At 48.3% G+C, this 21026-nt stretch carries 18 protein-coding genes and 1 riboswitch; of the genes, 1 reads left to right on the top strand and 17 read right to left on the bottom strand.

The window, feature by feature from the left end:
• Window positions 1–108: 108 nt before the first annotated feature.
• The 12 genes from lysA to K6T22_RS02715 all read right to left on the bottom strand — a co-directional run bounded on the left by lysA (window position 109) and on the right by K6T22_RS02715 (window position 12618).
• Window positions 109–1425 (bottom strand): diaminopimelate decarboxylase, encoded by a 1317-nt coding sequence (gene lysA / locus K6T22_RS02770; RefSeq protein ID WP_238238800.1) that lies wholly within the window; start codon window positions 1423–1425, stop codon window positions 109–111.
• Between the two features lie 13 nt (window positions 1426–1438).
• The gene (gene alr / locus K6T22_RS02765) at window positions 1439–2497 is read right to left on the bottom strand and encodes an alanine racemase (protein ID WP_238238798.1); all 1059 of its coding nucleotides are present in this window, start codon (window positions 2495–2497) and stop codon (window positions 1439–1441) included.
• Window positions 2494–3426 (bottom strand): branched-chain amino acid transaminase, encoded by a 933-nt coding sequence (locus tag K6T22_RS02760; protein WP_238238797.1) that lies wholly within the window; start codon window positions 3424–3426, stop codon window positions 2494–2496. Before K6T22_RS02760 ends, alr begins: the two co-directional genes overlap by 4 nt.
• A gap of 25 nt (window positions 3427–3451) precedes the next feature.
• Entirely contained in the window at window positions 3452–4159 is a 708-nt protein-coding gene (gene dapD / locus K6T22_RS02755) for a 2,3,4,5-tetrahydropyridine-2,6-dicarboxylate N-acetyltransferase (RefSeq protein WP_238238796.1), read from the bottom strand.
• Window positions 4146–4892 carry a 4-hydroxy-tetrahydrodipicolinate reductase gene (gene dapB, locus K6T22_RS02750; protein WP_238238795.1) on the bottom strand — a complete coding sequence of 249 codons (747 nt, stop codon included), beginning with the start codon at window positions 4890–4892 and terminating at the stop codon, window positions 4146–4148. The genes dapD and dapB overlap by 14 nt, the downstream gene beginning before the upstream one ends.
• The gene (gene dapA, locus K6T22_RS02745) at window positions 4889–5770 is read right to left on the bottom strand and encodes a 4-hydroxy-tetrahydrodipicolinate synthase (RefSeq protein WP_238238794.1); all 882 of its coding nucleotides are present in this window, start codon (window positions 5768–5770) and stop codon (window positions 4889–4891) included. The genes dapB and dapA overlap by 4 nt, the downstream gene beginning before the upstream one ends.
• 17 nt (window positions 5771–5787) lie before the next feature.
• Entirely contained in the window at window positions 5788–6780 is a 993-nt protein-coding gene (locus tag K6T22_RS02740) for an aspartate-semialdehyde dehydrogenase (protein ID WP_238238793.1), read from the bottom strand.
• Between the two features lie 13 nt (window positions 6781–6793).
• Window positions 6794–7993: an aspartate kinase gene (locus tag K6T22_RS02735; RefSeq protein ID WP_047395005.1), complete on the bottom strand. Its 1200-nt coding sequence runs from the start codon at window positions 7991–7993 to the stop codon at window positions 6794–6796.
• A 112-nt stretch (window positions 7994–8105) separates the two neighbouring features.
• A riboswitch (Lysine riboswitch) is annotated at window positions 8106–8283 on the bottom strand.
• Between the two features lie 70 nt (window positions 8284–8353).
• A complete protein-coding gene (gene argH / locus K6T22_RS02730; RefSeq protein WP_238238792.1) occupies window positions 8354–9724 on the bottom strand; it encodes an argininosuccinate lyase in 1371 nt (456 codons plus the stop codon).
• A complete protein-coding gene (locus K6T22_RS02725) occupies window positions 9721–10926 on the bottom strand; it encodes an argininosuccinate synthase (protein WP_238238791.1) in 1206 nt (401 codons plus the stop codon). Before K6T22_RS02725 ends, argH begins: the two co-directional genes overlap by 4 nt.
• 118 nt (window positions 10927–11044) lie before the next feature.
• On the bottom strand, window positions 11045–11473 hold the full coding sequence (locus K6T22_RS02720; RefSeq protein WP_029340768.1) for a GNAT family N-acetyltransferase: 429 nt from the start codon (window positions 11471–11473) through the stop codon (window positions 11045–11047).
• A complete protein-coding gene (locus tag K6T22_RS02715) occupies window positions 11470–12618 on the bottom strand; it encodes an alanyl-tRNA editing protein (protein WP_238238790.1) in 1149 nt (382 codons plus the stop codon). Before K6T22_RS02715 ends, K6T22_RS02720 begins: the two co-directional genes overlap by 4 nt.
• Before the next feature lie 128 nt (window positions 12619–12746).
• Here K6T22_RS02715 and phnF point away from each other — a divergent pair, with 128 nt between their 5' ends.
• Window positions 12747–13481 carry a phosphonate metabolism transcriptional regulator PhnF gene (gene phnF, locus K6T22_RS02710; RefSeq protein ID WP_238238789.1) on the top strand — a complete coding sequence of 245 codons (735 nt, stop codon included), beginning with the start codon at window positions 12747–12749 and terminating at the stop codon, window positions 13479–13481.
• A gap of 56 nt (window positions 13482–13537) precedes the next feature.
• Here phnF and K6T22_RS02705 read toward each other — a convergent pair whose 3' ends face one another.
• From K6T22_RS02705 to K6T22_RS02685, 5 genes are all read right to left on the bottom strand, one after another.
• On the bottom strand, window positions 13538–14650 hold the full coding sequence (locus K6T22_RS02705) for an LCP family protein (protein WP_238238787.1): 1113 nt from the start codon (window positions 14648–14650) through the stop codon (window positions 13538–13540).
• Between the two features lie 299 nt (window positions 14651–14949).
• Entirely contained in the window at window positions 14950–15711 is a 762-nt protein-coding gene (gene nagB, locus K6T22_RS02700; protein ID WP_238238786.1) for a glucosamine-6-phosphate deaminase, read from the bottom strand.
• On the bottom strand, window positions 15708–16865 hold the full coding sequence (nagA, locus tag K6T22_RS02695; protein ID WP_238238784.1) for an N-acetylglucosamine-6-phosphate deacetylase: 1158 nt from the start codon (window positions 16863–16865) through the stop codon (window positions 15708–15710). The genes nagB and nagA overlap by 4 nt, the downstream gene beginning before the upstream one ends.
• A gap of 184 nt (window positions 16866–17049) precedes the next feature.
• Window positions 17050–19608 carry a bifunctional lysylphosphatidylglycerol flippase/synthetase MprF gene (gene mprF, locus K6T22_RS02690; RefSeq protein WP_238238782.1) on the bottom strand — a complete coding sequence of 853 codons (2559 nt, stop codon included), beginning with the start codon at window positions 19606–19608 and terminating at the stop codon, window positions 17050–17052.
• Window positions 19605–20960 carry an MATE family efflux transporter gene (locus K6T22_RS02685; RefSeq protein WP_238238781.1) on the bottom strand — a complete coding sequence of 452 codons (1356 nt, stop codon included), beginning with the start codon at window positions 20958–20960 and terminating at the stop codon, window positions 19605–19607. The genes mprF and K6T22_RS02685 overlap by 4 nt, the downstream gene beginning before the upstream one ends.
• Window positions 20961–21026 lie beyond the last annotated feature (66 nt).

Here is a 21026-nt window from a genome sequence, read left to right as displayed (position 1 = left end):
CACAAAAAGCGACCCTCTCAATGAAGAGAAGAATCGCTATAAATCGTATGCTTGAAACCGACGCGATCGCGTCGGTTTTTTGATCCTCTATCGCTTGACCCCTATCTCTTACGACTCTGACCGAACCCCGTTAATCCCAAGATCACACTGAATCAAATCCGCATACGTTTGCCGGCGGACGACTTCACGAGATTCCCCGTCCCGAACGAAGACAAGCGCCGGACGTAAGAACTGGTTGTAGTTGCTTGCCATCGAGAAGTTATATGCCCCTGTTCCAAACACAGCGAGTGTATCGCCACCGTTCGGTTCAACCAACTGCGCTTTTTCAGCAACCAAATCACCTGATTCACAAGCTGCTCCGACGACTGTCACTTCCGTCGTCTCTCCCTTCATCCGGTTCGCGATGACTGTCTCATAGACAGCCCCATAAAGCGCTGGACGAATGTTGTCCGTCATCCCACCATCGACGGAGAGATACGTCCGGACGCCTTCGATTTCCTTGATTGCGCCGACCGTATAGAGTGTCGTACCTGCATTCGCGACGACCCAGCGTCCTGGTTCGATACCGATTCGTGGACGTTCGATACCAAGTCGCTCCGTTTCCGTCTCGATCACGTCCATGACGCGCGCAATCGTCGCTTCAAAATCAAGCGGCTGATCGTCCAGTGTATAGGCAATTCCGAATCCACCGCCAACGTTGACTTCGCTGACGGTAAAACCATGATGGGCACGAATCGTTTCGACGAAGCCCATCATCGTCCGAGCCGTCTGTTCGAACAGTGACGGATCTTGAATTTGCGAACCGACATGACAATGGATGCCGAGTAGCGACAGATGTTCTGATGCTAAAATCGCTTCGATTGCATCTAAGTAGTCTGATGCATGCGTCGAGAAACCGAATTTCGTATCGACGCCACCTGTTTGGATTTTCGCATGTGCCCCACCGATGACTTGTGGCACGATCCGAATCAAGACATGAACCGTTTGACCGGCTTGTGCCGCGATCGCTTCCAGTTGTGCGATCTCTGCAAAGTGATCTATGACGATTCGTCCGACACCTTCCTCAACGGCATACTGAAGGTCAGCTGTTGATTTATTCGAACCATGGAAATAGATTCGTTCTGCTGGAACACCCGATTGACGGGCGATGAAGAGTTCCCCGCCTGTGACGACGTCAATTCCAAGACCATGACGAACGACTTGTTCATACACCGCACTAACAGTCAGTGCTTTTGAGGCAAAGGAAGCATACGTATTCGGATACTTATCAAGGAAGTGTTCCCGGACGGTCGCCAGTCGATCCGTCAGCTCCCGCTCTGCCATCACGTACAACGGTGTTCCGTACTGTGTTGCAAGATCGGTCGCTGCAACACCATCGATGTGCAACGTATTGTTTTCTTCTGTCAGGTATTGACTTCCATACATAATAAGTTCCTCCTTATAGATACTGATGCGTCAATCGCCACGATCGGGCACACATCTGCTCTGAATTGTTCGCTGCACCCGTCCGAGTGATATCGTCAATTTCAACGCCATCCCCGTATAGCACGACTTCGTCTCCGACCTCAACCGTCCCGTCGACGGCGACGAACGTATGACTCATGAATAATTTATTGATGACCGGATAAGGTTTTTCTTTAATATGAACAGGCAGAGCGGCACGCCCACGGACGACACCGTCTCCATAGCCGACGGGTAAGATAGCGATCCGCATCGGTTCTGTACTCGTGAAGTTCGTCCCGTATCCAACATGCTCACCCGGTCCAATTTCGCGGATTTCAACGACCTCCGTTGTCATCCGGAGCGAAGGAACGAGCCAGTCCATCTTTTCAATCGGTGAATAGCCGAATAAGAAGATTCCCGGACGGACATAATTACAAAATGCGAGACGCGGATCGTGTTTGACGATTGTTGCACTGTTTTCAGAATGGATATACGTGAACGTATGGTGCTTTCGTAACACATCGGCAATGGCGACGAAGCGTTCGACTTGTCCGTCGTGATCCGCATCCGGTTCATCGGCAAGCGGAAAGTGTGTGTATAACCCTGTTAAAGCGAGCGAGTCGGCTTGCACAAGCGCAAGGACAGCTTCTGCTTCTTGAAGCGAACTGACACCAAAACGGTTCATCCCGACGTTGATCTTCAAATGTAACTCGATTCCTTGCAGCTGTTCACTGTGGAGAGCGAGCCATTCTAGCGATGAGACACCGAGTGCAATTCCGAAACGTCGTGCTGTTTCAAAATCCTCCGTCGGATTCATCACCAGTACATAACTGTCTGGAAAATTCGTTTTGATTTCAATGGCTTCGTACAACTCAGCGACAGCAAAATGATGGACATCAGACGCCATCAGCGTCTCGACCATCTCAAGCATACCTAAGTTATACGCATTGTTCTTGACCACGGCAAAAATACGTTTACGTGACCGAGCGAAGACCGATGCGACGTTCTGTCGCACCGCCTTCCGATCGATCGTGACGAGTGTACGCGTCGTCATTCCGCGACGGCTGGTGTCACATACGTCAACCAGTCCGCGTATTGCGGCAATTGACCTGTGACGGCTTGACGGTAAAGACCGAGCAACTCATCAGCGACGTTCCGTGTTCCGCCATTGATCGAGATATGATCGATTTCACCGACACTCGTGATTTCAGCAGCTGTTCCTGTTAAGAAGATCTCATCGGCGACATATAACTCGTCGCGTCCGATATGACGTTCAACGACAGGATAGCCTTGATCTTGTGCCAAGCGGATGATAACTTGGCGTGTAATACCGTCGAGTACCGAACAATCGAGCGACGGTGTATGAATCGTTCCGTTTTTCAGAAGGAAGAGGTTCGCAACACTCGCTTCACTGACGTTTCCGTTCATGTCGAGTGCGATTGCTTCATCAAATCCATCACGGATCGCTTCACCTTTTAATAATTGTGAGTTCATATAGTTCGCAGCCGCTTTCGCTTGCATCGGCATCATCGTTGATGAGACGCGGCGATATGATGCGACTTTGGAACGAATGCCGGCACCTTTATCGAAGTATTCCCCAAGCTCCCAGCAAGAGATTCCGACATGAACTGTCGTATCTTTCGCCATCAATGCTTGCCATGGCGTACCGAGGAACACGAATGGACGGATGTAACACGATTCAAATCCGTTTTTCGCAACCAAATCGATCGTTGCTTGAACAAGTTCGTCGACAGTGTACGGAATCGTGACATGGTAATACGCACAACTGCGGAAGAGACGCTCGATATGTTCCTTCAATTGGAAGATCGCCGGTCCGTCCGGTGTGGCGTACGCACGAATTCCTTCAAAGAATCCACTACCATAGTGAATCGCATGTGACATAACGCTTGTGTTCGCATCTTTCGGATCATGAAAGACTCCATCTAACCAAATTGCTTCTCCATACTGTGTATCCACTGCCATGTGTTTTCCTCCTCTTCGACGTCAATCAGAGTGAACGTAAGTCATCCACCAGTTGCGTCTTCTCTTCTGTTTTCGCATCTTTCTGTTTGATGACACGTGCAGGTGTTCCAGCAACGACGCTTCCAGCAGGTACGTCTTCTGTGACGACACTACCAGCAGCGACGACGGCATCTTTACCTACTTTGACGCCTTCAAGGATGACTGCATTTGCACCAATCAAGACACCGTCTTCAATGATGACAGGTGTTTTTGAAGGTGGTTCGAGGACACCCGCGACCACGGCACCTGCGCCAACATGAACGTTTTTCCCGATCGTCCCACGTGCACCGACGACAGCGTTCATATCAATCATTGTACCATCTCCGATTGAGGCACCGATATTGATGATCGCACCCATCATGACGACAGCGTTATCACCGATGACGACATGATCACGAATCCATGAGCCTGGCTCGATGCGCGCATTCAAGTGACGTGTATCAAGCATTGGTACCGCACTGTTGCGACGGTCATACTCCACGTGAACATCCGTGATGCGATTTGAATACTTTTCTAAGAAAGTAGACGCAAGTCCTGCATCTGCGAAGAAAATCTTTGATTCATCTGATCCGAATGCTGTTGCGCCTTCGATCGTCAAGCCAGCCAAATCACCATTAACGTAGAGTTTAACCGGTGTTTGTTTTTTTGCATCTTTAATGAATTTAGCAATTTCGTAAGCATCAGTGAGTAACATGTGAATCCTCCTGTGTGTAGAGCGTCTCTAGTGTATAGAGTCCCGCTGTTTTTTGAATGAGTGCTTCAGCTGCTTTGATTGCACCAGAAGCAAATACTTTTTTCGATAACGCCGTATGTTTGATTTCAATCAATTCGTCGACACCGGCGAATAAGACTTCGTGTTCTCCGAAGATCGTTCCACCGCGCATCGCGTGCATCCCGATCTCATTCGTCTCCCGCTTCTGTCGCGTTTGCGACCGGTCATACACCGGTGTGACGTCACGTGCCGTCTGAATTGTTTGCAACAGCAACTCGGCCGTTCCGCTTGGCGCATCAACTTTTTGATTATGGTGTTTCTCGAGCAATTCGATGTCATACGCACCTGCTAGTGGCACAAGTGCCTTGAGCAGTTGCTGCACCATCGCGATACCGTATGACATATTGTACGACTGGAAGATTGGAATTTCTTTCGCAGCGTCCTTGATCGACGCCAGTTCCGCTTCAGAAAAACCAGTCGTTGCGATGACGAGTGGCGTTTTTGTCGCAAGGCCATAGGCAAGTAGATCCGGTAGCAAACTCGGATGTGAGAAATCAATGATCGCATCGACTGTCTCCGACATCTCCGTTAGCTCCGCATATGAAGCAATCGTATCCGATGACTTCGTCCGGTCAACGATTGCAACAACACTTTGTGGTGCTAGTTCGACGACGTATTGTCCTGTCGCCCCATAACCGTGTAACGCGAGCTTCATCGAACCACTCCTTTGTAAGCATGCATCGTTTCGAGTAAGTGGGCGTGACCCGCTTCCGATTGACGGACGAGCGGCAAGCGCGGTGCACCGACAGCAAAACCAAGTTCTTCAAGCGATGCTTTGACTGGAATCGGATTGACATCGCTGAACAAGGCACCGATGACTGGTAACAAGTCAGCTTGAATCCGACGCGCCGTCACGAGATCTTGCGCCAGTAACGCTTCAGCAAGTGCTTGTGTCTCTGCTGGGTACGGATTCGAAAGGACTGAGATGACACCTTGTGCGCCCCATGCCATGTACGGCAGGATTTGATCGTCATTTCCACAGAAGACCGCGAAGTCTTCCGGAATTGCTGCCATCAGCTCTCCCATGAAGCTGACATCTCCACTCGCTTCCTTAAAGGCTTGGATCCGTGGATGACGTGCTAACGTCACCGCTGTTTCGACGGCGATTGCAACTCCAGTCCGTGATGGAACGTTATATAGCATGATTGGCAATTCGGTTGCATCGGCGACTGCCGTGAAATGCGCGACGAGACCGGCTTGTGATGTTTTGTTGTAGTACGGTGTGACGAGCATCGCTGCGTCCGCGCCGAGACGCTCAGCGAGTAACGTCTTCTCGATCGTTGCTGCCGTATTGTTCGAACCTGTACCGGCAATGACCGGTACTCGTCCTGCCGTGATTTGAACGGCAGTCGTCAGGAGTTGTTCGAATTCAGCATTCGTCAGGGTTGACCCCTCTCCTGTCGTCCCACCGACGACAAGCGCCTGAATCCCTGCTGCGAGTTGTTGCTCGATCAAGCTTTCGAATACGTGTAAATCTAACTCGCCTGCTTCATTAAATGGTGTGACGAGTGCTGTACCTGCTCCTTTGAACATGAAGAACTCCTCCTTTGTTATGAATGAATCGACTGTTCGATGGCTTGACGTGCGACTTGTACGGCATTTGATGCAGCACCTTTTCGGATGTTGTCAGCGACACACCAGAGATGGAATGTGTTCGCAAGACTATCATCTTGTCGAATCCGTCCGACATAGACATCGTCCGTTCCACTTGCATCGAGTGGCATCGGGTAACGCGTGTTTGCGACATCATCGATGAGGACGACGCCCGGTGCCCCTTCTAATGCTTCACGGATTGCTGCAACCGTCGTCGGTTGCGTAAACGTGACGTTGATCGCAACCGAGTGAGAATTCGTGACTGGAACACGAACGCACGTCGCGCTGACTGGTAATGCTGGAAGATTGAAGATTTTCCGTGTTTCATCAATCATCTTCTGCTCTTCTTTCGTATAACCGTTTTCTAGGAACACGTCGATATGCGGCAAGATATTGTCGTGAATCGGGTGCGGGTAATTGACCGGTTCTTCTCCGCGTGCCCCGCGTGCCAAGTCCTCGATCCCTTTTTGACCTGAACCCGATACGGCCTGATACGTCGTGTAGTTGATCCGTTCGAATCCAAGTGACTGGAGCGGTGCTAATGCGACGACCGATTGAATCGTCGAACAGTTCGGATTTGCGATCAGACGGTCCGTCGTTTGAATCGCTTGCGGATTAACTTCTGGTACGACGAGTGGAATCGTATCCTGCATCCGAAAAGCACTTGAATTATCAACGACGAGTGTTCCGTTTTCCGCTAGTAACGGTGCATATTGCTCACTGATTGTTCCGCCCGCCGCAAACAACGCGACGTCAATCTCGTCTTCCGTGATACTTGGTGTCAGTGCTTGGATCGTAATGTCTTCTCCCTTGAACTGTACCGTACTCCCTGCTGAACGAGCAGAAGCGTAAGCGGACAAGCGGCTGACTGGGAAGTCCAGTTCTGCTAGTACTTGTAACATTTTTTGACCGACAGCGCCGGTTGCTCCAATGACTGCTACATGATACATCCTGTTCTCCTCCTTATAACTCGAACGCGTTTGCAATCGCTGCAACCGTCCGTTCAATGTCTGCTTGTGCAATCGTGTATGAGATGCTGATTTCTGATGTCGTAACTTGATAGAACGGAATGTTCTCTGCTCGGAAGATTGCGAATAATTTTGAAGCAACACCTGTTGCATCACGCATTCCGATTCCGACGACAGATAATTTCGCGTGTTGATTATGGCGATCAACCTTCACTGTCGTAAAGCGATCCATGATATCTTTTAAAGCTTCATCGAGGAATTCTTCCTCATCGAGTGGACATGAGAACGATAAGAAAATGTCACTGTCGAACGTCGTTTGACTGATCATATCGATGTTGACGTGGCGATTGGATAACAGTTCGAAGATATCGGCTACTGCTGCATTTGTTTGCGGTACGTGTTTGATCGATACCGTCAAGACGTTCTTCGTGACGCTGACACTCGTCACTGCTTTTTGTTCCATTGTTTCCGTCGCTTCCATGATCCATGTTCCCCTTTTCGATTCAAGTGTTTTCCCGACGAAAATGTGTACGCCGTATTTTTTTCCTAACTCGACACTCCGCATTTCCATGACCTTCGACCCGAGAGCGCTCATCTCCATCATCTCGTCATACGAGATGTGTGGAATCGGCTGAGCAGCGGCATGGATTCGTGGATCAGCCGTATAGACACCGTCAACATCGGTATAGATTTCACATCGTTTATCAAGGACCGCAGCGAGTGCGACTGCCGTCGTATCCGATCCACCTCGTCCGAGCGTCGTGACGTCACCGAGTTCGTTAACCCCTTGGAAACCGGCGACGATGACGACATCATACGTTTCGAGTTTTTGTCGTAACAGATCTCCATCGATCTGTTTGATCTTACTTTTCGTATGCACGCCCATCGTGCTGATCCCTGCTTGTGCGCCAGTTTGCGATAACGCTTTGACGCCGAGTGAGTTGAGGGCGATGCTGAGTAATGAAATCGTCTGTTCTTCTCCGATGGCAAGCAGCCGATCGAGTTCTCGCCGCTCTGGGCGATCCGTAATGGCTTGCGCCTGAGCGATCAAAGAATCTGTCATCTTGCCCATCGCCGAAACGACGACGACGAGTTTTTCACCTTCGGCTGCGCGACTCTTCAAATAATTCGCAATAGACTGAATCTGTTCGACAGTCGCAACCGAGCTTCCACCAAATTTAAGTACAGTTGTCACAATCCTATCTCCTTTGTCCCGATACAGAAAAAAACGACGGGCCGGTAGGAGCGTTCCTACGGCCCGTCGTTATCACGATCGGACAAACGAAGACGAAGTCATTCGTTCTTTTACGTAAGATAGCGCTCCGAAACATCGGTTTCGGCAGTACAACGGATCTTAACCGTTGTACCAGCAAACAAGAAGAAGCATCTTCTCATTCACTTCGGCGGACTTCCCCTTTCACATCATTCGGCATGCTTGCCTTCAAGAATGATGCTACTCATGTCATCCGCGCCTCTATCTGTCGGTTGTTAGTTACAGTTATAGCAGACATCTTTTGTTAAATCCAGTCATTTGACTGATTTTTTTCAAAATTCGTCAATTCGCAAGATGCTGTTTCGCGAGTTCGAGTTGCTCCGAAACGGCAGCAAACCCTGTCCCGCCGTAGCTTGTCCGGCGTGCTACTGCTTGAACCGGATCGAGGAGCGGATAGACATCTTCTGTGATATCAGGATGGAATGTTTGATACGTCTCAAGGTTCAAATCTTTCAAGAAACAGCCATTCTGTACACAGTAAAGGACAGCCTTCCCAACGATTTCATGTGCTTCCCGGAATGGTATGCCTTTCGTCACGAGGTAGTCGGCGAGTTCCGTTGCATTCGAGAAGTCTTGCATTGTCGCCTTCTTGAGCGCTTCGGTCTTAAACGTCGCGGATTCAATCATCCCGGTGAAGATTTGAACGGACTGGAGGACGGTATCCGCTGTATCGAAGACCCCTTCTTTATCCTCTTGCATGTCTTTATTGTAAGCGAGCGGTAATGCCTTCATCGTCGTCAAGAAGCCCATTAGATTGCCGTAGACACGCCCTGTTTTCCCACGAATCAATTCCGCGAAATCAGGATTTTTCTTTTGTGGCATCATGCTCGATCCTGTCGAGAAGGCATCGGACAACTCGATGAAGCCAAATTCTTGCGACGCCCAGATGATGATTTCTTCACAAAAACGTGATAGATGCATCATGACGGTCGAAGCGATTCCGAGATATTCGATGACAAAGTCCCGGTCGGAGACGGCGTCGAGGCTGTTCGGATAGATCGATTCAAATCCGAGCAACTCGGCAGAACGGAAACGATCAATCGGGAATGTCGTACCGGCGAGCGCGCCTGCCCCGAGCGGTGATTTCCGGATTCGTTTTTGGTTGTCCGTCAACCGTTCAACGTCTCGTTCAAACATCCAGAAGTACGCAAGCAAGTGATGCGCAAGCGAGATCGGTTGCGCCCGTTGCAAATGTGTATAGCCCGGCATGACCGTCTCGATATGTTGCTCGGCTTGTTCCGTGATGACCGATTGGAGCTCACGTAATGCCGTCGTCAACGCTTCGACGTGTTGCTCCATCCATAGATGCAAATCGGTTGCGACCTGGTCGTTTCGACTCCGTGCCGTGTGCAGTTTCCCTGCGACTGGACCAATCTGTTCCGTCAACAACCGCTCAAGGTTCATATGAATGTCTTCATCTGCTAGCGTATACACATGATCCGTTACTGTCGCTTCTAGTTGCATTAGTCCTTGCTCGATTTGTGTCCACTCGTCTTGATCTAGGATTCCTTGTTCAAATAACATCTGCGCGTGCGCAAGACTTCCTTTCAAATCGACACTCGCTAACTTTTGATCGAACGTGATCGATGCTCCGAAGGCTTCCGCTTGAGCGGAAGCACTTTCCGTAAAACGTCCACCCCAGAGTTTGGTCATTTCGTCACACCCGCCTGACGATGAACACTTGCATGCGTCGAAACAGCAAGACCGTGTAATTTGATGAATCCTTTTGCTGATTCATGATCAAACGCATCTTCTTTCGTGTAAGTTGCAAGCTTCTCATCGTAGAGCGAGACAGTAGACTGACGACCTGTCACGGTTGCGTTTCCTTTGAACAGCTTGACCCGAACTTCTCCTGTGACGTCCTGCTGTGTTGCTGTCAAGAACGCTTTCAGACCTTTCGTCAATGGTGCGTGGAAGAGACCGTTGTAGATCGTTTCTGCATATTGCTTGCTGAGTAACGGTTTAAAATGCGCGACATCTTTCGTCAATGTGATCGTCTCAAGCGCCGCGTGTGCTTTCAGTAGGACAGTCGCGCCAGGGCACTCGTAGACTTCCCGTGATTTAATTCCGACGAGACGGTTCTCGACGTGGTCAATCCGTCCGACACCATGCGCCCCAGCGATGATGTTGAGTTCCGTAATCAGTTTTGCAAGTGGATATGTCGTGCCGTTAATTGAGACTGGAACGCCTGCTTCAAAGCCGATGATGACTTCTTCCGCCTGATTTGGAGCGTCTTCAGGTGCTACCGTCAACGCGTAAGCATCTTGTGGTGGTTCTGTCCACGGGTTTTCTAGGACGCCACACTCATTACTCCGTCCCCAAAGATTCATATCGATCGAGTAAGGGCTGTCGAGGTTGATTGGAATCGGCACATTGTTCTCTTTCGCATAGGCGATTTCTTCTTCCCGTGACCACTTCCACTCCCGAACTGGTGCGATGACTTCGAGTGATGGATCAAGCGCTGCGACGGAAACTTCGAACCGGACTTGGTCGTTCCCTTTTCCGGTACAGCCGTGCGCGACAGCTGTTGCACCATACTGATGCGCGACTTCAACGAGTTTTTCTGCGATCAACGGACGCGAAAGCGCCGAAATCAACGGATAGGCATTTTCATAATGCGCACCATATTGAAGGGCCGGTAAGACGAACTCTTGTGCGAATTCTTCTTTCACATCGAGAACGATTGATTCCATCGCACCGACGAGGAGTGCTTTTTCTTTAATGACGCTTAAATCTTTCCCTTCTCCGACATCCATGCATAATGCAATGACGTCATAATCCTTGCTTAACCATTTGATGGCTACCGATGTATCAAGTCCCCCAGAGTACGCTAAGATCAATTTTTGTTTCGACATGTATAATTCCCTCCTGATTTTTAATTCATCTGTCTGTATAAAAATTCATTATGAATTATATATATACATAGAAAACAAAAAAAAGAAACCCTTTTTGCAGGATTTCTTTCAAATTTGATTACATTTTCTTCTCCATCGTCCGGTGCGGGATGCCTGCATCGTCGAATTCATCGGAGACGATCGTATAGCCAAGCCCTTGATAAAACGGGATCGCTTGGACTTGTGCACCGAGCGTTAGCAATTGTTTGCCTTCGCGACGTGCCACACGTTCCATCGCCTGCATCAACTCGCCACCGTATCCTTTTCCTCGCGCTGTCGACAGCGTCGCAACACGCTCTACCTTCATCCGTTGGTCGTCATATGGACGTGTGCGCCCCGTCGCGACTGGGCGGCTCTGCTCATCTAAGACAAGCAGATGAATCGCTGTTTCATCATGTGTATCGTATTCAAGATGGCGTGGTACGCCTTGTTCCTCAACGAAGACCCGTTCACGAATCATCCGAACGGCTTGATGTTGTTCTGCTGTACGTACTTGAATCACTGTCATAACTGATATTCCTCCCGTAATCGATCGACATATGCCATCGCATCATCCCGATTCGTAAATTGTGCTTGTGCTTGGATTGCACTTCCACCACCACGTCCATTAAATGATTGGACATGTGCTTTGGCGAATTTTCCGAGATGTGGTTCGCCCGTGCTACTCATTAATAACTTATTCGACGTTTCGTTCCAGACGACGCCGACGCGTCCCGCTTCTTGAATCGCTTTAGCGAGTAGCTCAGAAACCGTGATTTCTTCATCCAGATGTTCAAACACAAGAATCCCTTCTTGTTGATCTAGAGCGTTCGCAAGTGTGAGAGCAGCGATTTGCGCATGAGCTTGTTCAACTTGTTTCGTTAATCGTTTCTGATCGTCCTGTAACGCTTGGACTGCTTCTAGGATCTGAACTGGTTTAATCGATAAGGCTTGTGATGCTTCTCGCAAGGCATGACGTTCTGCTTGCAAAAGTTGATAGGCTCGTTCCTTTGCGACGTAAGACAGACGAATGTTCCCACGAATCCGTTCGACTCCAGTAAAGAGAATGAACTCGAGTTGTGCCGTTGAATCAAGATGTGTTCCACCACAGGCACTATAATCGAGTGTCCCGATTTGAACAACTCGAATCCGTCCTTCAACTTGTGGTGTCTTTCGTAATGGTAATTGAAGTGCTTCCGTCTCGTCATACTCGGTCGCCGTGATCGGCAACCCTTGTTCAATCACCTGACGTAACCGTCGATCTAACTGTTCTTGTTGCACAGCTGTCCATTCGGGTGTCTCGATATCAAGCGTCGAGACCTCACTTCCCGTCCGAAAGCTGAGCGTTTTAATCTGAGACTCATCTTGTAAGATCGCAGAGATGACATGTTGCGCCGTATGCTGAGCTGCATGGTCGATCCGGACCGCATCATCCACGATTCCTGTGACGTCACCTGTAAGTGGAGTCGCCAGTTGATGCCAGACGACGCCATCTTCGATTTGAACGTCAAGGACAGGCTGATCGTTTAAGGTACCACGATCCGCTGGTTGTCCACCACTCTCCGGATAAAAGTAACTTTTCTCTAAAGCAACCCAATAGCCATCTACTTGTTTTGTTGCGCGAATGGATGTCTGAAAGGTCCGGACATCGGATTCTATTTGTTCGGGGCGCATGCCTCGACCACCTTTCTCTGTCAGTTTCACTCTGTATTATGCCATATTTCATCCAGAATCGTTTGTCGGCTTGGCTTTTTCCTAGTACACTAGATGAAAGACTACCGATCGCGAAGGGACGAAATGCCGTGATTCAGCATATCAATAAAAATTCACCACTCCCCATTTACTATCAAATCGAAGCAGCCTTAAAACAACAAATTGAAAGCGGCGCCCTTCAACCTGGCGATTTGATTCCGTCCGAACGCGAATTTGCCGAGGCGCATCAAATCAGCCGAATGACGGTTCGCCAAGCTATCTCGAACTTAGTCAACGCGGGTTACTTGATTCGTCAAAAAGGACGGGGAACATTCGTCGCGAATAAAAAAATCGTCATGCAACTATCCGGATTAACGAGTTTTTCAGAAGAGATGGAACACCTCGGACTTGAGCCAACTAGTGCGCTCCTTTCGTATCAAATCATCGACGCCTCGATGACGATTGCGAATAAATTAGGAATTCGTGAAGGGGCAACTGTTTATGAACTGAAACGTTTACGAATCGCTGATGAGCAAGCGCTTGCTCTTGAAACCGTCTATATTCCAGAACAACTCCTACCTGGACTTGATCAAGACGTTGCGACCGCTTCGTTATATGCTTTTGCTGAAGCAAGCGGATTAAATCTCGGACGCGCAAGTCAAACGTTCGAATCACGCCTTGCAACAAAAGAAGAGGCTGGTCATCTTGGATTATCGACCGCTTCGCCTGTCCTATCTGTTGAACAACTGACCTATCTTGCAACGGAGCAACCATTCGAATACGTTATCTCTGCTTATCGGGGAGACCGTTATACCTTCACTGTCGAAATGGAACGACAACGCTAAAAATCCCTTTGTATCGTCGTACAGTGACGATGATACAAAGGGATTTTTAACGTTAATTATTGTGCAGGAACCGCTTCTGTTTCCGTCACTGGTTCTTCTGTCGTACTTTGTGCAGGATCCGTCTCTTCCTTGATTGGTTCAACTTCTTGACCTTGCATTGCTTTTGCTAAGTTACTTTTCACTTGCTCTAGTTGGTTCGGGTCGAGATGATATTCCCATTTCCCGCTGATCCCGATATATCCTTCTCCAGCAAGTTGATATTCTGTCGTATTCCGTAGGGCTGCCGTGAAGTCCGCTAAACGGGTGTAATCATTTGGACCTAAGTTCGTTTCGACGTTATCGCCAACAGCATCTAAAATATCACGGTACGCACTGAGTGAACGGAAGCTTGCCGCTTCTTTTGCGACCGCTTGAATGACTTGCATCTGTTTTTGACCCCGACCGATATCACCGAGTGGATCATCATGACGGTTTCGGACGTAAGCGAGTGCTTGTTCGCCTGTTAGATGTTGCATGCCTTTATCAACAGTGACGGTACCCGCTTTACGTTTAGAGTCTTGCTCTTTGAACGCATAACGCACATCAATGTCGACGCCGTCCAATGCATCAATCAATTGAACGAATCCTTGGAAGTTGACTTTGACGACGTGATCGATTTGAATACCAAGCAGATTCTCTGTCGTTTCACGCGCTAACTTAATGCCATTATAAGAATTCGATTGATCCATCGAACCGAAATAATGGGCATGAGTGATTTTATCTTGCTCTACACCTGTTTTACCGTACGGTACATCGTATTTTGAATAATCAATGTTGACGAGTGAATCGCGTGGAATACTCGTTAGCACCAATTGTTCCGTTTTTTTATTCAAAATCCCGACAATCATGACATCTGATCGCGCCGGTTCATTCCGTTCTTTACTTTTTTTCGTTTCATCCGTCCCAAGAATCAAGAACGATTCAGACGGGACATCATCATATTTAGAACTCACTTTTGAGCCGGGAATGTTAATCTGCGTCTTTGCCAATGTTTCTTGCGTTTTAATAAAAACAGCTCCAGCGTAACCAGAACCGATGATTGTGACAAGCAGGACGAGTGCAGCGATGACTTTCATGAACATCTTGCCAGCACTTGGCTGTCTCTTTCGTGCGGATCGCGTTTCCATCATGTAAACCCTCATTTTCATGTAAATTTTCCGTAAAGTTCGCTAATCTCCATTATCCGTACATTTAATGAAATGTCAATTTACGTTTCGATTAAACAAATCGAATAGAATGACTGTACTGAAGAAATCCTTGATTCCGAGTGCTTCGCATCATGAGAAGGTATGTTTTCGATATATGTCTTAATGATTCCTTTCTGTCAAAATAACAAATCGCATAAGACTAGGCTCAACAGAATCAAAAAAAGAGATCGAGTCAATCCATTGATTGGCTCAATCTCTTTTGATTCATTGCCCTCTCATCGTCACACTTTCATGAAATTCAGATAAGCTGCTCGTCCCGTACGTTTAGCGTCATCTGACAATAAAGATGCGGCTTCTTCGTCCAAGATCACCATGACATCCGCATGACGTTTGAGTACGGTCGCCGGGCAGTCCGTTGTGGCGATCCCTTCCATCATATCGTGGACTGCTTCTGCCTTCCGTTCACTAGATGCGACGAGAAGAATCTTTTTCGCCTCCATGATCGTACCGATTCCCATCGTGATCGCTTTTGTTGGTACTTCTTCGAGTCGATCAAAGAAACGTTGGTTCGCTTCTCGCGTCGACTCCGTTAATTCTGTTACGTGTGTCTTAGCATCAAATGGCGTCCCTGGTTCATTGAACGCAATATGTCCATTCGCCCCGATTCCAAGCAATTGAATATCGATTCCCCGATTGCGAACGAGTGATTCATATCGTTCACTTTCTTGAACCGGATCTTCCGTGTTGCCGATCGGAACGAATGATTCCTTAAACGCAACATCGTTAAATAGATGCTCTTGCATGAACGTATGGTAACTTTGTGGATGTTCTGGACTGAGACCGACATATTCGTCTAGATTGACCGTCGTCACATGTCGGCAGTCAAGCGAATCCTTCCGCCATTCTTCATAAACGCCGACTGGTGAACTGCCTGTTGCCAGTCCTACCGTCAAACCTTCCGGGTGCCGTTCAATTTCCTGTTTTAAAAATTGATATGCCACCTGCGCTAATTCTTCTCCTTTTTCTACGATCATCCATTTCATGAGGTAGACCCCTTTCCGTTCGTGATCCGATGACGCGTACCACGATGAATCGTTTCTTTAATCTGTAACGCCTCGTCGAGCAAGACGATATCTGCATCTTTACCGACCGCAAGACTTCCCTTTTGATTTAATTGAAGCTCTTTTGCCGCATTGACCGATGTCATGCGGACGGCTTCTTCAAGCGAACAGCCGGTATAGGCGATGATGTTTCGTAATGCAGCGTCCATCGTCAGGACGCTTCCAGCTAAACTACCGTTTTCAAGGCGTGCTGCACCGTCTCGAACGAATACAGCCTGACCACCTAACTCATATTCACCATCAGCTAATCCTTTTGCACGCATTGCATCCGTTATGACGATCAGTCGGTCTGCACCTTTCATTCGATAGGCGAAATCCACCATCTCCGGTGCACTATGAATCCCATCCGGAATGATTTCTGCATAAACATCCGGGGTCAGGAGACAGTACCCGACCGTTCCCGGTTCTCGATGATGCAGTGCCCGCATTTGATTATAGAGATGAGTACCATGCGTGACGTGACCGGCTTGATTTTGTGCGTACGTCGCGTCCGTATGCCCGGCTGACGGAATCGCACCTGTCAATCGTACTGCTTCCTCGAACGCACGTGCTCCCGGACGCTCCGGGGCGTATGTCACGAACTTGATTGTGTTCCCAGAAGCTTGCTGCCACTTTAAGAACTGCTCGACATCCGGTTCAACGATATGTTCATGCGGCTGTGCGCCCGCATAATCGGGATTGATGAATGGTCCCTCGAGGTGGACGCCGACAATCGTTGTATCGTCTTGCGCAACGACTTCTCGGACCGTCTCAAGCGCTTGCGTAATGTTTTCCCAGTCCTGCGTGATCGTCGTCGCTAAAAACGAGGTCACGCCTTCTTGTAACATCTGCTGGCTGAAATGACGCAAACTCTTAGCATCTCCATCCATGACATCGACATCATATCCGCCATGAATATGCACATCGATCATTCCAGGAATGAGCGATTGATGGTGCGCATCGATCGTCTCTTCTCCTGCCATTTCCTCGAATACCGACATTGGACCAATCGCCTCAATTGTCCGTTCGAAACGAATGAAGCCGTCTTCGATCGTCTGCTCTCCCGTATAAATTCGGGCATTGATGATTACTGTCATCTGTCGTCATCCTTTCTCTATCCGTACCATGACTTGCTTCCGTATTTAGTATAACGCGATTAATTCTAGTTGTATAGACCTTTGTACATTTCATTATAAAATACAAAAGGACGATTCCGTTTGTCTGTAGACAAGCGGTCGCCCTTTGTATACCCGTCGACAGTCGTCTTCATGCGTCAGTCGATCACGGTAATAAAATTCGGTCTTTTTTTCGGGAAATCAGACGTGTTGCTTTTAGAATCGCCATCGGTAACGATTGACGCTTCCGGTAAGCCAGGTATCGTCCTTCCCATTTCGGATCGTACTTTTCTTTGTAACGTCGTAGACCCGTAAAACTGTACATGTAGCGAATATTATTGAAAACATCCGCTGCTACACGTTCTTGCCAGAAGGACGTCTCGTCCTCACCGACAGACGAGAGCGGAGCCATTCCCATGTTGAACGTGTGGTAGCCTTCTTCCTTCGCATACTCGAACAATCGGATGAACATCGCATCCATGATTCCGTTCGGTCCGTCTGGTCGAAAACGCATCAAGTCGATCGATAGAACACCTTCTTGGTACGCAGGCATGAATGTCATGAACCCAATCAATCGTCCTTCCGCCTCACGCATGATGCCAATCGGTGCTCGGTTTAAGTACGGCTCATGAAAATAACCGAGCGAGAAACCCTTCTCAGACTTATCCCCTAACCACTCATCAGAGACCTCCTGAAGTTCCGCTAACAACGTATCCGAGAATGGAGGCTCGATTACTTCAAACGTCATACCTTCTCGTTCGAAGCGATTTTTGATCGACCGAAGTCCAGCCCGCTTTTTCCCTGACACAGTGAAGGACGGAATGTCGACAATCGCTTCTTCTCCAAGCTTAAAGAAGTTAAAGCCAAAATCATGATAGAGCGACATATTTTGTGCTTGGATCTGATAGATGTTCGGAATATATCCAAGATCTTCGACCCGACGCAGGAAGGACGCAATGAGTTGCGAATGTTCCTTCGGATATCCACTCGGATCGCCGAGCATCATAATTCGATTTCCTGTCTGACTGAACTGGATGAATGAACGTCCTGACTCTGAGAAGAAGAAACGTTTATCTCCTAGAAACGCGAGATGGCTCAAATAATTCCCACCTTGCTCGTGTAATACCGACTCGATTTTTTCAGCATCGAAACGTTCACCAAGTACCGGTTGATTAAATGTGTTGAATAAGCGGATGAAGACGAGAACATACACGAGTGCAAAGATAGAGGCACTCGCTGCAAACATGAAGATTTCGTGTGCCGGATACACTTTTGTTCCGTCTGCTGATCCCAGCGTATAAAACGCATATCCGAAGAAAACGAAGCCACCGATGTAAAGGAGCCCAACGAATGCAACACGGATGAAGCGCGTCGTCGTAATGAGCGTCCGTTCCCTGTGAAATGCCTTACGCGACATGAGTAGCAACACGAGGACGATGACGACAGCAAGGAAGGAAATCAAGTTAAAGCCGCGTAGCGCCATTCCGACCAAAGCGAAGAACGCTGCACCGTACGTCATGTACAATGCACGTTTCGTTCGACGATACAGTGCTGTCGATAGGAGAACAAACAACAATCCTCCCATTAAAAAGAAACTATTCGCAAGCAACAGCGCTTCGTGTGGTAATTTCGATTCCAAATATTCATATTGCGTCGAGACCGGCGGTAAAATGGCTAGTCCCCAAATCGTAATTCCGGCAACGAGCGTGATCAACGCGAGTGTGAAGTGACGAATTTTACTAAGGAATCGCAGTTGCAAACGCCAAATGACGCCTCCGACCTCAAACGACGGACCAACGATTGGTTTGTCTTCGATCATCTTGACGACAGGACCACTGAATTCCCGAGCAGAGAAGACAACCCCGATCAGGAACGGAATCAAGTAGTAGACAAGGCGGTAAATTAATAATCCCGTTAAGACGATGCCTTCTTCAACACCGGCACGCTGCATGCCGATTAAAAAGACTAAGTCAAACGAACCAAATCCACCAGGTACCATCGAAATCAATCCCGCTGTCGCGGCGATGATGAAGACGCCGATGACTTTTGCAAAACTGACATCCGTTCCGAGCGCCGCCAAAATAAGATAGACGACAACACCAGCACTGAACCATTCTGCTAATGAAACAAGCGAGTATAACGCAATTGATTTCGGATGGATACTGCTATTGCCTCGTCGAAATGAGAACAGCAAATAGAGTGGAAAGAAAAAGGCGACACCAATGATGACAGGCCACAGCCATTTTTTTAAATCGAGTACTTCGAACGCTGGAAAAACGTGTAACAGGGATAAGGCAGATAAAATCGATAATCCACTGATCAACGTTGGTGCCATCCAGCCAATTGCCTTTAACAAACGACCGCCTTCAACAAATGGTCGATAAAGGGCGGACCGGATTGCCATCCCAGCGAGACCACCAAATCCGATGATGCCGTTAAAAGAGTTCGCAATCCAGGACGCTCGGAAAATTAGTCCGATTGGTGCTTTCGCCTCTAGCGAGCGTAATAAGAAGAAGTCATAAAAGAACATCGTCGAGACCGCTGCGAGACCGGCAAAAATCAACAGGATGAACTGCCAGGATGGGACTTGACGAATCGCTTGAATCGATTCTTGTAAAGAGAGACTTCGTAATTCATTTTGACCTTGATAAAAAATGAATCCAATCAAGACGATTGGCAAGATGATCTTCGCAATCGTCATGATCCGTTGTTTTGAGAATTTCAAGCTGCCATCCTCCTTGATTTACGGATTAAATGCATAAGACGAACAAGCAATAGTGTCGCTCCGACCGCAAGACCGATGATCAGTCCCCACCAGTAACCATCTGGTCCGAGCGTCGTATAGCGTTCGAGATAAAAGCCTAATGGTAGTCCAATGACCCAGTAGGCAGCAATCGTCAACAAGAAAGTGACGTTGACATCCTTGAATCCACGTAATGCACCTTGCGTCGGTGCAGCAACGGCATCCGACAGTTGGAAGAAAATCGCTAAAATCATGAAGTGTGCGGCTGCTTCGATGACTTGAGGATCACGACTATATAAAGCGGCAAGTTCTTCATTCTTTAAGTACAATAAAATTCCGGAGAACAAGGAGACGGCAACACACATCGTCAATCCAATGACGACGTACTGGACAGCGTCCTTGATTCGTTTGGCACCGACCTCAAAACCGACTGTGATCGTCAAAGCGGACGCAGCAGATAATGGAATCATATAAACGAAAGAAGCAAAGTTGATCGCGGCTTGATACGCGCCGATGATGACATCCCCGTATGCTCCGAGCAGTAACGTGACTGCTGAAAAAATACTGACTTCAGAAAAAATCGCGAGACCAATCGGGGCACCCAGTAGAATCAACTCTTTGATTCGTTTCATGTCTGGGCGATAAAAGCGCCGCAGAATGCCGAGGCGTTGGAACAACTCTCCTTTGAAGACGACAGCAATGATTGCTAGACAGAGAATCCAGTACGTGATGGCAGTCGCAACTCCCGCGCCCACTCCACCAAGTTCCGGAAAACCGAAGCTTCCGAAGATGAATAGATAATTGAAAAGGACGTTAATGGGTAAAGAGATTAGTAGTAAGACCATCGTGATATTTGATTTACCTAATGAATCGACGAGTGTTCGTAAAACGAAGAAAACGAACATCGGTACGATCCCGAGTGCTAACATCACGAGATAATTTCGCGCGACTTCACGCGCCTCTGCTGATAACTCCATCCGTTCGAGAATCGGATTGACAGCAATAAGTCCGATGACTACGGTCAAACCAATGATCACGACAGCAACGTACAACGCCTGCATGACAATCCGTTTGACTTCCCGCTCGCGTTTCGCTCCCATCGCTTGGGAAACGAGCGGTGCGACGGCAAGTAGAATACCGGTCAGTCCTGTGTAGACGGGTGCCCAGAGACTTGCTCCGACACCGACTCCTGCTAAATCAGCAGAACCATATCGACCGGCCATGACCGTATCGAAAAAACTAATTAAGTAAAACGCGACTTGCGTTACGAGGATGGGAAAGAAAATTTTCATGAATTGCTTCATCTTTCCTGAGAACGTAACTGTTTCTAACATGTTTCCACCACATTTCAGGAGGAGTCCTCCTTAATTTTAAAACCTAGCACTCTTGAACTCTTACGA

Source organism: Exiguobacterium acetylicum (assembly GCF_022170825.1).
Taxonomy (GTDB): Bacteria; Bacillota; Bacilli; order Exiguobacteriales; family Exiguobacteriaceae; genus Exiguobacterium_A; species Exiguobacterium_A acetylicum_B.
This window is presented reverse-complemented; position numbering and strand designations above follow the sequence as displayed.